Raw genomic sequence first — 12,616 nt, forward strand, 5'->3', positions numbered from 1 at the left:
ATGAGGGTTATACAATGATTATTAATGAAATTCAATTAACTAACATCGGAGCTTATAAAGGGGTTAACTCCTTCGACTTTCGCACTGAGAACAATAGTAATGTAATTTTAATTGGCGGCGAAAATGGTGCAGGAAAAACAACATTATTAAATGCTATTAAGTTAGGATTATTTGGTTCATACGGTTATGGATATAAAACCGAAAATGCAGACTACTTCAAACGAGTAAAAAGCATCTTAAACCATAATGCTAAAAAAAATTGCGAAAACAATTTTAGAATAAAATTAGAATTTTCTCTAGTCGATAACTTCGAGAAAATTGATTATATATTACATCGGCATTGGCATACAAATGATCAAAACATAAAAGAAAATTTTGAACTAATTGCTAATGGTAAACACCTTACTGAGTATGATAAAGAACTATTTCAATCAAAATTAAAAGAAATCATGCCTCCTCAATTATTAGATTTATGTTTATTTGATGGTGAGGAAATAGCTAGAATTGTCAATGAGGACCTACTTTCCGACTACCTAAAAAATCTTTCAAAGGTTGTCTTTAATCTAGACCTATTTGAAACGCTTGAAATGGATCTAGAAAATTATTCAACTCAAGACATTGACTCAAAAAAATTAAACTCACTTGAACAAGAATTATATGATTTAAACACCAATGAAAAAAATACAAGACGAAAGATTTATCACACCGAGTTACAAATAAAAGAACTAAATCAACAGAAGGAAGATTTATCTGGTGAATATCATCAGCTAAGAAATGACTTTGAAAGATATGGTGGTCTAGTAAAGTCTGAACGTGATGAAATCATAACCGAAATGAATCATATTGAAGTTTACCGAAAGCAAAACTTGGAGAAAATAAAGGAATTTGTCTCAAATCTATTACCATTTTACTTAACAAAAGAATTGCTTGGACAAACCAGAGAACAGATCCAAAATGAAGAGTCTATGCAGCTTTATAAGCAACTGGATACAAAGCTTACGACCGAAAAGATACAGGAGATCTTATATTCTCTTAATAGTGAGATCGGAACAGATGAAAGTAATATAATGAAAGAAAAATTATTAGATTTATTAAAACCTGAAGAGGAGATCGCTCAAATACATGGTGCTTCTTTTTCCGAAAGTAGCTTAATTGAAAATATGTACTTAAAGGTTGAAAGTGGTTTGGATCAAGAGGTAATAAATGTTATTACAGAGAACAAGAATAAGCTAAATGAACTTCAAGAACTTAGAGAACGACTAAAAGTAAACGATACAACTAATGAATTTAGCAGTATGATTGAGCGAATGGAACATATCCAACTCACTCTACACCGTTTAGATGCTGAGCTAAGCCAACAAGAGATACTTTTAGAACAATTGAAAACCGAGTTCGAAAATACTATGAACTCTATTAATAAAATACAGAGTACACTAAGAGATAACGACAAAACGAAAAGTTCATTCTTGGAGTCTCAAAAAATAATTGCGCTTAGTAGGCGCTTTAGAGAAATCCAACTTAAGAAAAAATTAAAACAAGTTCAAATAGAAGCATCCATTATGCTAAAGAAAATTTTCAGAAAACACAACTATGTTTCTACTATTATTATTAATCCAGCTAACTATGATGTGATTCTATTGGACTCCCAAAAAGATCCTATAGAAAAATCTACCCTATCTGCAGGTGAAAAAGAAATTTTATTAATCTCGATAATTTGGGCGATCTTCAAATGTTCTGGCAGAAAAGTTCCCTTCATCTTCGATACATTATTAGGCCGATTAGACCGAACCCATAAAGCTGCAGTATTAAGAGAGTTCATACCAAACTGCGGAAGACAAGCTATTATTTTATCGACAGATACTGAAATTGATGAAGACCATTACAGAATATTAAAAGATCATGTTGCAAAAGAGTATATGCTAGAGTTTAATGTTGAAAGAAAGGAAACTCGAATCTTAAACGAGTATTTCCCTTTTAAAAATATGGAGTTGAGTTTATGAATTTCCGATTAAAAACATCTAAGGAAACTGGGGAAAAGTTAGTCTCCCTTCAATCTGCCACAGGACTTACTTGGAATATAATTTCTAGAATTTCTCTAGCCCTATCATTAAGGGAACCTTCCATACCAAATTTAGTAGAGAATAAAGGCGGTGTGGATATTCATCGAAATGCGATGACTGGGGAAAATGATTACATTTATAAAGCATTAATTAGACAACATTCAAAAAGAAATATTACGGACGAAGAATACTTTCCAGATCTTTTTAATGCACACTTAGAACGAGGTATTGTTTTACTTGAAAATGAATATAAACATGCCGGTAATTACGAAAAATTACTTCAAAATCTATTAAAAATGATAAATTAGGGTGATATTTATGCTTTATTTGGATAATAGTGCAACAACGTCGATCCATCCGGAGGTAAAAGATGCTATGCTCCCCTTTTTATTAGCAGAATACGGAAATCCATCCAGCAAATATTACTCTATTGCTGAAAATGCAAAAAATGCTGTCAAAGAGGCAAGACATTCTCTTGCCTCTTTGCTTGGCTCAGATGATTCCGAGATCATATTTACTAGTGGATCCACTGAAAGTAATAATATGATTATTAAAGGAGTAGCAGACTTTTATTCTTCTAAGGGAAATCACATCATTACCTCAAAAGTAGAACATCCTTCTGTTCTAGAAACTTGTGGTTATTTAGAGGGTAAAGGATTTGATGTTACTTATCTAAATGTAGATCAGTACGGTAGGATTAATTTAGAAGAACTTCAAAATGAAATTAAAGACACAACTATTCTTGTTACACTAATTTGGGGTAATAATGAACTAGGATCGCTTAATGACATCGAAAAAATAGCACAAATCTGTCATGACAAAGGTGTCTTTTTGCATACAGATGCTACTCAAGTCATTGGAAAGGTACAAGTTGACTTATCGATTTATCCTGGAATTACTTTCTTATCTTGTTCTGGTCATAAATTTCATGGACCTAAAGGTATTGGCGCAGCTTTTATTCGAAGGGATCAATATAATTTATTAACAAGGATCACTCCCCTACTCCATGGTGGTGGACAGGAACATGGAATAAGAAGTGGTACACTTGCAGTTCATAACATTGTTGGCTTGGGAAAAGCAGCTCAAATAGCTAGCGTAAACCTTCTTGAAAATATTAAGAAACTAACTGAGCTAGAGCACTACCTTACCAAACTATTGCAGGAAAAATTCGGCAATCAAATTACACTAAACAATGATGAAAGCGACAAGATACCAGGGGTTTTAAGCGTTCAATTTAAAGGAGTTAATAACGAGCTACTAGTTAAGAATTTAGCCCCAGTAATTGCAGCATCTACTGGTTCAGCTTGTAGTTCTAGTAAACCTTCACATGTACTTGAAGCAATTGGTATGTCAATTGACCAAGTTCGTTCAACTGTACGATTTTCTATGTCTAGTTTTATTGAAAAAGAAGATCTCAATATATTCAAGCAATTGTAGAAGGATATTTATTCCTTCTACATATCTCTACTCAAGTCCTCCTGTTAAAACAGTTAATTAGTACATCCGAACAAGAAGGTCTTACCCGGTCATTAATTTAAGAAAAAGCATTAATGCATTACCTAAATTAAGAGAAAGGCGGAAATGTGTCCGCCTTTCTCTAAAAGGTTAATAAGTCCGCTATATCTCTTAAGTTTCTTTCTTTGGCTGTTGTCTCAGCCTCCATAGACATAATAAACTCAATATAAATATTAAGAGCTTTTTTCGGATCGTCCATTACTTTTTTATATAAAATCTCAACCCCAGCAGCTGCGTATTCTTCGAAGATTGTTATCTTCTTATCAAATGTCTCATCATCGGTATTCACAAGTTTAGGATCTCCACTATCAGAAACTGCGATTGCATTTATAACAGTTTCATCAGTTTCCAGATTAAACCTGTTCCAATCAATACCTTCTAAGGAAGTAGTAAATTCACGTTTCTTTTTTTCCATAAACCCGAGCACTCCAGCTGCCATAAATACATCTTTATATGTTGAGAATAGACCGAACTCTTCCAAATCGGTTAATTTGTTGTAATATTCCTCTTGTTCTTTTGGTCTTCGTATCCTTCTATACACTCTACATCACCTCAATAGTTTCAGTGTATTCATATGGTTGTTCTTTATTAAGACGTGGATCATTATATTTTAGCATATATTCTTTACCAATTAGGTCTTTCATTTGTCCCTCAACTTCACCACGCCATTGAGAGGTGGAAACAATAACTATCACTTGGTCTGATAATTTGTGGATTCCTTTTGCAATTCTTTCACGATGATCAGAATCTAAGGCCCCGAATGGAGAATCCATTACCAATGGATATATTCCTCCTTCTTCAAAAGCACTTTTAACTTCTTTTTTAAATTGTTCCCTAGCAAGATCTACTATAGCCCCTATAAAAGAAAGACTTGTAATTTGTCTTTCACCCTGAGACATACCAACTTTACTATTGTTATGGTTATAAACATTTAATTCATACTGTTCGGATAATCTAATTTCATATCCTTTTCTTAAAAATTGTCTGTAAACCTCCGTAATTCTTTCTTGGAGCTCTTGTCTTACAAGTTTCTCGCGAATATTATAAATATCCTCCATGGTTTGCACTAGTGTTTGACATGCTTCAATTCTTTTTTGTGTCAATTGAGCTTTATCAGCAATAGAATTTAACTTTTTCTGTTCTTTCTCTTTATCTTTAAGCTCTTGATCAATCTTTTTCAATTCATTGTCAATTGCTCCTATTTCTCGATCAGTAGTACTTTGAGTTTGTTCAAGCTTTTCCATTTTCGATACTAAGTCTGCAATTTCTTCGGAATCTTTATCGTTTAATTTAGATTTGATTTCATTGATTTCTTCAACTAATTTCCGTTCACTTGTTTGTAGTTTAATTTCTGTTTGTTTTAATTCTTTCAATTGCTCGTAAAATTTCTTGCGGGCATCTTTTACAATTTTTATTCCAGTTCTGAAATTAATAATAGCACTATCAAGACTCTGTGGTGGAAGAAATTCTTTTAATTTAAGTAGATGTACATAATGTGAAGAATCTTCCCTAATTTCAGTGCCACAAATACAAATACCTCTATCAATTAAATCATCAATAAAAGACGAAGATCTAATCCCTGAGATCCCAAATCCATCACGTTCTTTGTCTGATACAATAGTTTCAGTTGTATTGATTGGCGAATAACTAAAAGCTAAATATCCATTCTTACTAACAAATTCCATTATTTCTTTTTGTAATTTTTTCAATTCCGTCCTTACTTGCTCCAGGCCATCTTCTTTTTGTTCTTTTTCTTCCTGCAATTTTTGTGAACCCTCAATAAATTTTAATTTATTTTCTATTTCTTTAATTTGTTTCTTTGTTACATCCAGGTTTTTAACTAGAAGTTCTTTTCTGTTATTAAACTCCTGTTTTTTTGTCTCTAATTCTTCAATTTCTTCAATTAAATGAATCGTTTCTGGGTCACCATACTTTTTTAATTCGCCTCTGAATTTGGTACCAGCATCTCCAGTATGTTTTATAGACCGTTCTAATATCTCCAATCCCATTATGTTTTTTATAGCACTTTTAATTTCACCTGAGCTATGATCTTTTGATAAGTTATCAATCCGCTCCCCATCAAAGAAGAAATAAGTTCTTAGATTTTCAGGCAAGATTCTATTGATCTCATCTGTAGGGTTAGAAATTAGTTCTGAATTTCCATTCCTTTTAAATTCTAACTGTAATTCAGGTTGACCATAATAAATTTTCCCTTCTTCATCTTTTTTTGCCAAAACAAATCGTTTTAAAGTATATAGCTTATCCTGTTCTGTGAATCTAATAGTGACCGCACATTCTACTTCACTATTAGGTTTAGTTTCATTTATTGCCTGTTCGTTAATAATTTGTTTTGCGTTTGGTAAATCTATTTTTTCATAAAAGCACCAACTAAAAGCGTTAAGAAGTGCAGTTTTTCCCGAACCGTTTTCTCCATGGATCACTGTTACGTTTTGCTTTGCTGATTTAGAAAACTTTATGTTTTGGACATTATAATACTGTCGAAAATTTTTCAAAATAATTTCTTCAAGTAACATACTATTTCACCCGTTCTTTCACTATATCCATAATAGTACTTGTAATATTGGTTCCCTGTAAGTTCTTCCGATGTAATATTTCTTTCTCTGCTTCTAAAATATCTTTTAAAATAAATACATAGTCCTCTGGAAGTTTACTCAATATATCCTGTACTTGTTCTTTCTCCATCCCCATTGTCGACCACTCCTTAAACATTCAATAAATGATATGCTTGTTTTAATTCATTTAACTTTTCATGGGCTAAAGGTCCATTAATTGCCAGATCTGCAAATTCAGAAAAACGTGATAACTCTCTTTTAATCAAGTTTCTTTCAATATTAAATACTGTTGGTTCTACTAAATCTAAATCTTCTAATTGTCTAGGAACTACAATAAAATCATGAATATAAGAAAATTGTTTAGTCTTATGCTTTCTTAAAACTCGGCCTCGGCGTTGAATAAATTCCCGCGGATTGGTACTACTAGATAAAATATAAGCCGTTTGTGTTGCTGGTACATCCACACCCTCATCAAGACACTTAATAGCTACCAAAGCTTGGAGGTCTCCATCTTCAAATCGTTTAAGAAGCACTTTCCTCTCTTCTTTATCTTCCCTAGATGTAAAAGTATGAACATTCATATTGAATTCGTTTCCAAGTATATTCACTACAGAGTCAATCTGTTTCTCTCCATCGACCTGACTATCACCACAATATATGATATTATATTTTGAATCTTTTCGATCTTTCATTAATTCCTTAAGAATGACTAATTTATTACGAGCTCGGCTAAGAATTCTTGACCGTTCAATTAAAAGGGATTGTAAAGATTCATTTTCATCAGGTGACATGTCCTGGAAATACATCCTAGCAATTTTTTTAGTGATTTCATAATAATATTCACTTTCATCTTCATCTAGATATACAATATGAGGGAAATAATAATACTCTGTCAGAAATGTTCCTATAGCTTTATCCAGCCCATATTGGAAAACAATAGAGTCTCCAAAATACTCTATAAGTTCATTTGTTCCTTCTTCATCATGCCAGCGATTTGGTGTAGCCGATAACGCTAACCGATAAGGGAAAGTATGTATTAGTCTTTTTCGATTTTTTCTTGCACCCAAATGGTGTGCTTCATCTGCTATAAACAAAACATCTGAGTTTAATTTTCTTAAAATACTTTGCATACTCTCAGTTGTAAAAGTTGCAATTGTTGTAACCAAACAAAAGTGATTAGTTATTCCAGATTGAAATGCTGTAACTTCATTATACAACGCATCTTCCCAGAGTCGCTTAGACTGATATGCAATAATAGGAGACATATTAAATTGTTTTATATCTTTCACCCATTGGTCTACTAAATGAGTGTAAGGGCATACAATAACGACGCCCAATCGTTTTGTTACCTCCCATAACTTGGCAGTCGCTGTAAGTGCCGTAATCGTTTTCCCTGTACCAGTTGCCATTTCAAGTAGTCCTTGACAATTATTCCTAAACCAATTTCGAATAGCCTCTTGTTGATATTCTCTAATTTGTATATATAAAGGGATTTTAGGAAATATATTAATATTGAAAGTAGATGAATTATTTCCAACCTCTGGTTCTATTAAATTTACATTTTCTTCTTTATAAGAAATTATTATATTTTTTATAGATTCAGGTAAATTTATCGTTTCATAAAGGTTATGTTCACCAGTCCACAATTTTTGAAAGTGTCCATATTTATTTTCAACTCTAATTCTATCTTGAGTATTCCAAGAGAAGAAGACATCCATTATTTCATAATTAGATTGATATTCCCCTTTTGTTTCATTAATTTGATTAACAAATGCAATCTGCTCTCCTTCAAAATCCTCCATGATACCAATTTGCTCGTAATGAATGCCTAAAAAAGAATAATCTTTAGGTATTAGAAGTCTAATTTCCAACTGGTTATTATCTAAAAGAGTAGCCAGAGCCCCAATTCTAGCTTTCTGAAATGAGTCACTTGGGTTTGATAATGTTTTCTTTAATACATTTTCAATAATCTCTTCACGAGAACTTTCACTTACTTGTAATATCTCTAATTCCTGGGGAGAGAATTTAACTGACGAGATCAATTGAAAAGTACTATTATTATCGATAATCTCCACAACACCTTTAGCAGCTAAAATAAGTGTTTCAATGGAAAAGTGCCCTATTAAACGTTTATAAATACTTGTATTTGATAAAATAGGTAAATAAAAATCCCGAACAATATTTTGTTCTAACCCTGACTCATAATGATATGATATATTTAGATCTTTATACACAGAATACACCTTCAATAACAACTGTATTTTCACACCATAATTCTAACTTAAATTTAAAAAGAGATACAATAATTCCTAGTTGTTGTTGGTTTTTATATGTAGTTACTACAAAATTGACCTTTTATAAACTACACAACAAATACATTATCGTTATGCCATTCTATAAAACCTCGATCAGGAGGTACATCTCTAAATGAATCAATCTTTTGACCTTTAATTACTTCTAAGAGTTCGATACTTTTTGAGTCTTGTGCAACAAATTTACCCGATACAATGATTTCAAAGTTAACTGGATCGATTGTAAATACTCCCCTATCTAAAGCCCAATGGTGTAATTTACATAATGCTAGTCCATTTGTTATTTCATCTGGTCCACCATAAGCATGCCAATATATATGAGCAGCATCTATTCCAAATGTTACTTGATTAAACAAAGAAGAAAAACCGCACACTGCACATTTATGACGGTAATTAGCTAAAACTTGGTACATAAAGTTCCGATTTCTCTTTTTAATATTAACATTAAATGGTAAGTTCAGTAATTCTCTTAAATCAGATTGTACTGTTTCAGGCCAATATTTCTCCAAAATATACTGAATAACTTTAATTCTTGCAACTTGGTCGGATTGTAATAGTTGATAAACTTCGTCATTAAAGTACCCATAAGTTTCTGGATCTCTTAGGATACTTCTAGGTAACGTTTTACTATTGCTGAATTGAACTCCGTCTGGTACATGGATATCCCAAATAATAGAACTATTTAAATGATGAAATGGTTGCTCTGGCTGACTAGTACCGGAACGTCCTCCAAACATCCTAATTAACGAATCTAGCTCTTTTTCAATGTATGTAAAATGAAATTTATTCTGATTAACTTTCTTTCCTTCTATTAGTGAAATAAGTAACAAAAGTAACAAAGGTTTTTTCAAGGAAGCTCCTATCTTCTTTTGCTTATGTAATTTAATCTTATCAATTTCCTCAACTAATTTATCTAAATTCATAGTTCCTCCTTATTTTAGATTTGGATTTGCTATAGTGAGTAATCAATATATCATATTATTTTTGTTATAATACTCTTCTCTATGCGGAGTGGTTTATTTTAACACATGGTCTAAAGTCTATTAAATATTATCTTAATATTAACCAATATGTTAAAATTTGTAAAATAAATAAAAAAACATATAGATAATAAATTATTAAGACAGGTCACTTTAAACCTAGATAAAGGACCTGTCTTTTCAGACAATGTAGACCAAAAAATCTTGAACTTATATGAAATATTTATTCCTTAATCACTTCTATATAGATCTTGGCTGTTCGAATTTGCCCTTTTATACCAACATCTTTCATGTCTTTCAAAAATACCTCTGCATCTTCATACGAATCAAACTTAACAGCTAGTTCTAAAATACCCTCTAACACGCTACCTTCATATATTTCATCTTCTACCAAATACAAATCTTCGGATGTTTCAATTACATATACAGTATCTAACTCTTCCATTGAACGCCTCCCTGTTTTATGATTGATATTAGAATCCCCAATTCCATAAAATTAAAGCATTATAACAGGTTGGCATAATGCTTATAATATAGCTTATTTAAGCCTAATTTGAAAGCAAATTCAGCATGAAATAAAGTCCCTTCAAAATTTAATTACTTTTATAATATTAAAGGAATACATACCATAGTTCTAAACATATTGAGATTTATGTCACAGCTTGTTTCTGTTAACGGAACGGTAAAGTATAAGCAATTTTGATTTACCAAGTGACCTTATACAAATGTTTTCTTCCATCATTTCCATAAAACAAATGATGTGATTTACTACTTTTCCATGATTAACCGATATGTATATTGGCGTTTGCGCCGCAGCATCGGGATAGTCCGAGTAGATTACTGTGACTATTTAGTAAAAACTTTCATTATATATGAGGATGACTTTTTTAATGATTATTTAATCAAAAGTCTGCCCCACTGCTATTCAGCGGTGGGGGCATGATATATTATGTTAAAGGCCTGCTAATTTTGAAATGAAACCAACTGGTACCGAATTCCTTCATGTTGTAATTCTAATTCTAAATTTCTTAAATCTCCATGGGTACCATGCCCCTCGTGTTGGATGATTACAATACATTCTTTTTCATTAATGTTCTCTTTTTCATGATTTAATAATTGACGAAGTCCACCTACATGGTATTCTGGTTTTCTCGGTTCGACCACGACTAGCCATTCATGATCATGTTTTTTCCAAACTGGACTTGGCTCAAAAGCCAACATATATGATAAATTTCTTTCAATACCTTTAAATACTAATGTAAAATTCATTGTATCATCCTCCAAATATATAATAGTTCTTATGTTTATTAAACTTTCTCCTGAAAACTAACTTCCTCCATCCAACCAACCAATTCTAAGTAATTCCCACTTTTTCTATATCCTTCTGCAACTTCTTTCATTTCTCGATTACGTCTAAAAGAGTTAATCTTAATGTTTCTTACTTCTTCAGAATGCTCCTTTAGCCTATAAGCCATATATAATGTATCCTCGTAAATTTTCCTCATATCCCAGCTTTCAGTTCCTTTTTTGCTTGCAAACAGACTTGCCCCCGATCTACCTTTAAAGTTTACTTCCCATGTATAGTTTAATTCCAGGTCTTTAAAGTAATGTTTCTGGATAATATGGAACCAAGCCCCGTTATACACACCTGAAAATTGTAAATTAGGTGCATATTTCAGATGCCCATCACAGCCTGCTAAGCAGGCAATCCCTGCTTGATTCACAGCTTTAACAAGACTTGCAATATAAGGATCTAAATCCATAGTATTGACTTTCAGACCATATTTTCGAGTCACAAAAGCTCTCCATTTATATTGATAGTCCTGCATATTAATAGAAAATTCATGACCTTGTTCAGTTGTAATTTTTTTCATCATTATGACTGGAAATCTGTTAACAAGTAGTTGAAAATGGTCACCATCCCAATATACAGGGATATTATACTTTCTCAGTAATCTCCTTAATGCCTGGTAATCTAAAGCTGCACTCCCGCTTGCCAATGAAAGAAATGGACCCTTCTTTTCAACTAGAAATCCTCTCATCTCCAATGCTTCAAATAGTCTTTCTTGACCTTCCATTAATTCCAGTGTTAATAAATTTGATTTCATTTAACAACGCCTCCTTTTTGTTGCTTTAATTATAAAATAAAGAGGATTACAAAATTGTAATCCCCTCACTTGTGGCCGAACGCCTACCTATCATGTTTTTTTTATAATGGATGCTTCCTTTCAGCAATTGATGGTCCCATACATAATTTCCATCTACATTTTTTAGAAGAACCTTCCCATCCATCCCTGTTGCCAATTTAATATCTTCTCGAATTGCATTAATCATCCGTGGAACATACGACTTTGACATATTCATAGAATTATAGTCCCAAAGAACCTCTGCAAGTTGTGAGATGGACACTCCTGTCTCACTTAGCATAATGGTTTCTACAATTTGTGCCTTAACAGAAGAGAACGGGACACTCTCTAATTTACCATTCAAAGCGGTTTTATATGGATGAATAATCAAAACTACACGTTCTTCATTTGAAACACTGTACTCAATTTCTTCCTCTGTTTCTACAAAAGTACCATGTTGTTGTGATAGCGGTACATAACCTTTATTTTTCAGAGCTTTAATTTTCGCTATGTAGGGCATTGAAAATGCTGCAATGACCGGATCAACTTTAGTTTTTTCTTCAACCAAAGATAAGTATTGAAACGCATCTGTACGATACCTAAGTTTCTTATAACAAATAGCCATGTTGCAATAGAGCTTGTATTTGAGTTTATCATCTATACCTAGTTTGATTGCACGTTCGGCATAAAATAAAGCCCCTTCATAATTTTCTTGTTTTTCTAGGACAAAAGAAAGATGATAACATGGTCTTGGATCTGTTGGTTGTATATATGCTGCTTGTTTCAAATTACGACATGCTCGTTGGAAATGGGAATGTTTCATTTTTTCATTTCTTCCAAAGTTTAAGTACAACATAGAAAGGGACTGTAAATAATCAGCTTTATTTTCACGATCCACTGTAATACACTTTTCATAAAGTGAAATTCCCTCTTGAATCCATTCCTGCTCTTCTTCGTCTTCATCAATTCCTTGCATATCTTCCCATTCAAGTATTTTTTGCTTTAATTGAGCTAACGTTTCCAAGGTATCGCCTCCTTGCAAAAATGTTG

At 32.4% G+C, this 12,616-nt stretch carries 12 protein-coding genes; 3 read left to right on the forward strand and 9 right to left on the reverse strand.

From position 1 onward, the window contains the following. Positions 1-14: 14 nt before the first annotated feature. Genes dndD through C1724_RS06500 form a run of 3 tightly spaced genes read left to right on the forward strand, consistent with a single transcriptional unit; the run spans position 15 to position 3,497 of the window. Positions 15-2,000 (forward strand): DNA sulfur modification protein DndD, encoded by a 1,986-nt coding sequence (gene dndD / locus C1724_RS06490; protein WP_102345892.1) that lies wholly within the window; start codon positions 15-17, stop codon positions 1,998-2,000. Continuing rightward, the gene (gene dndE / locus C1724_RS06495; RefSeq protein ID WP_102345893.1) at positions 1,997-2,368 is read left to right on the forward strand and encodes a DNA sulfur modification protein DndE; all 372 of its coding nucleotides are present in this window, start codon (positions 1,997-1,999) and stop codon (positions 2,366-2,368) included. Before dndD ends, dndE begins: the two co-directional genes overlap by 4 nt. Before the next feature lie 10 nt (positions 2,369-2,378). Next, the gene (locus C1724_RS06500; RefSeq protein WP_102345894.1) at positions 2,379-3,497 is read left to right on the forward strand and encodes a cysteine desulfurase family protein; all 1,119 of its coding nucleotides are present in this window, start codon (positions 2,379-2,381) and stop codon (positions 3,495-3,497) included. A 160-nt stretch (positions 3,498-3,657) separates the two neighbouring features. On the opposite strand, the gene C1724_RS06505 is transcribed toward C1724_RS06500, so the two are convergent. The 9 genes from C1724_RS06505 to C1724_RS06540 all read right to left on the reverse strand — a co-directional run bounded on the left by C1724_RS06505 (position 3,658) and on the right by C1724_RS06540 (position 12,590). Further along, positions 3,658-4,116: a DNA phosphorothioation-associated protein 4 gene (locus C1724_RS06505; protein ID WP_102345895.1), complete on the reverse strand. Its 459-nt coding sequence runs from the start codon at positions 4,114-4,116 to the stop codon at positions 3,658-3,660. Between the two features lies 1 nt (position 4,117). After that, positions 4,118-6,109, reverse strand: a complete 1,992-nt coding sequence (locus tag C1724_RS06510) for an AAA family ATPase (protein ID WP_102345896.1) — start codon at positions 6,107-6,109, stop codon at positions 4,118-4,120. Position 6,110: 1 nt separating this feature from the next. Further along, positions 6,111-6,284 carry a hypothetical protein gene (locus C1724_RS25490; protein ID WP_180994149.1) on the reverse strand — a complete coding sequence of 58 codons (174 nt, stop codon included), beginning with the start codon at positions 6,282-6,284 and terminating at the stop codon, positions 6,111-6,113. 13 nt (positions 6,285-6,297) lie between these two features. Beyond that, positions 6,298-8,382, reverse strand: coding sequence for a DEAD/DEAH box helicase family protein (locus C1724_RS06515; protein ID WP_102345897.1), 2,085 nt, complete (start codon positions 8,380-8,382; stop codon positions 6,298-6,300). A 128-nt stretch (positions 8,383-8,510) separates the two neighbouring features. Continuing rightward, entirely contained in the window at positions 8,511-9,383 is an 873-nt protein-coding gene (locus C1724_RS06520) for a phosphorothioated DNA-binding restriction endonuclease (RefSeq protein ID WP_102345898.1), read from the reverse strand. A 280-nt stretch (positions 9,384-9,663) separates the two neighbouring features. Then, positions 9,664-9,885, reverse strand: coding sequence for a hypothetical protein (locus tag C1724_RS06525; protein ID WP_102345899.1), 222 nt, complete (start codon positions 9,883-9,885; stop codon positions 9,664-9,666). A gap of 518 nt (positions 9,886-10,403) precedes the next feature. Continuing rightward, positions 10,404-10,709, reverse strand: a complete 306-nt coding sequence (locus C1724_RS06530) for a hypothetical protein (protein ID WP_102345900.1) — start codon at positions 10,707-10,709, stop codon at positions 10,404-10,406. A gap of 38 nt (positions 10,710-10,747) precedes the next feature. Beyond that, positions 10,748-11,548 (reverse strand): hypothetical protein, encoded by an 801-nt coding sequence (locus C1724_RS06535; RefSeq protein ID WP_102345901.1) that lies wholly within the window; start codon positions 11,546-11,548, stop codon positions 10,748-10,750. Between the two features lie 46 nt (positions 11,549-11,594). After that, a complete protein-coding gene (locus tag C1724_RS06540; RefSeq protein ID WP_102345902.1) occupies positions 11,595-12,590 on the reverse strand; it encodes a tetratricopeptide repeat protein in 996 nt (331 codons plus the stop codon). Positions 12,591-12,616 lie beyond the last annotated feature (26 nt).

The organism is Bacillus sp. Marseille-P3661, assembly GCF_900240995.1.
Lineage (GTDB): Bacteria > Bacillota > Bacilli > Bacillales > Bacillaceae_J > OESV01.

What these genes read in the sequence shown, in the direction of transcription:
- dndD (WP_102345892.1), top strand. Translation starts at nt 15, where the DNA reads ATGATTATTAATGAAATTCAATTAACTAACATCGGAGCTTATAAAGGG.
- dndE (WP_102345893.1), top strand. Translation starts at nt 1,997, where the DNA reads ATGAATTTCCGATTAAAAACATCTAAGGAAACTGGGGAAAAGTTAGTC.
- C1724_RS06500 (WP_102345894.1), top strand. Translation starts at nt 2,379, where the DNA reads ATGCTTTATTTGGATAATAGTGCAACAACGTCGATCCATCCGGAGGTA.
- C1724_RS06510 (WP_102345896.1), bottom strand. Translation starts at nt 6,109, where the DNA reads ATGTTACTTGAAGAAATTATTTTGAAAAATTTTCGACAGTATTATAAT.
- C1724_RS25490 (WP_180994149.1), bottom strand. Translation starts at nt 6,284, where the DNA reads ATGGGGATGGAGAAAGAACAAGTACAGGATATATTGAGTAAACTTCCA.
- C1724_RS06520 (WP_102345898.1), bottom strand. Translation starts at nt 9,383, where the DNA reads ATGAATTTAGATAAATTAGTTGAGGAAATTGATAAGATTAAATTACAT.
- C1724_RS06525 (WP_102345899.1), bottom strand. Translation starts at nt 9,885, where the DNA reads ATGGAAGAGTTAGATACTGTATATGTAATTGAAACATCCGAAGATTTG.
- C1724_RS06530 (WP_102345900.1), bottom strand. Translation starts at nt 10,709, where the DNA reads ATGAATTTTACATTAGTATTTAAAGGTATTGAAAGAAATTTATCATAT.
- C1724_RS06535 (WP_102345901.1), bottom strand. Translation starts at nt 11,548, where the DNA reads ATGAAATCAAATTTATTAACACTGGAATTAATGGAAGGTCAAGAAAGA.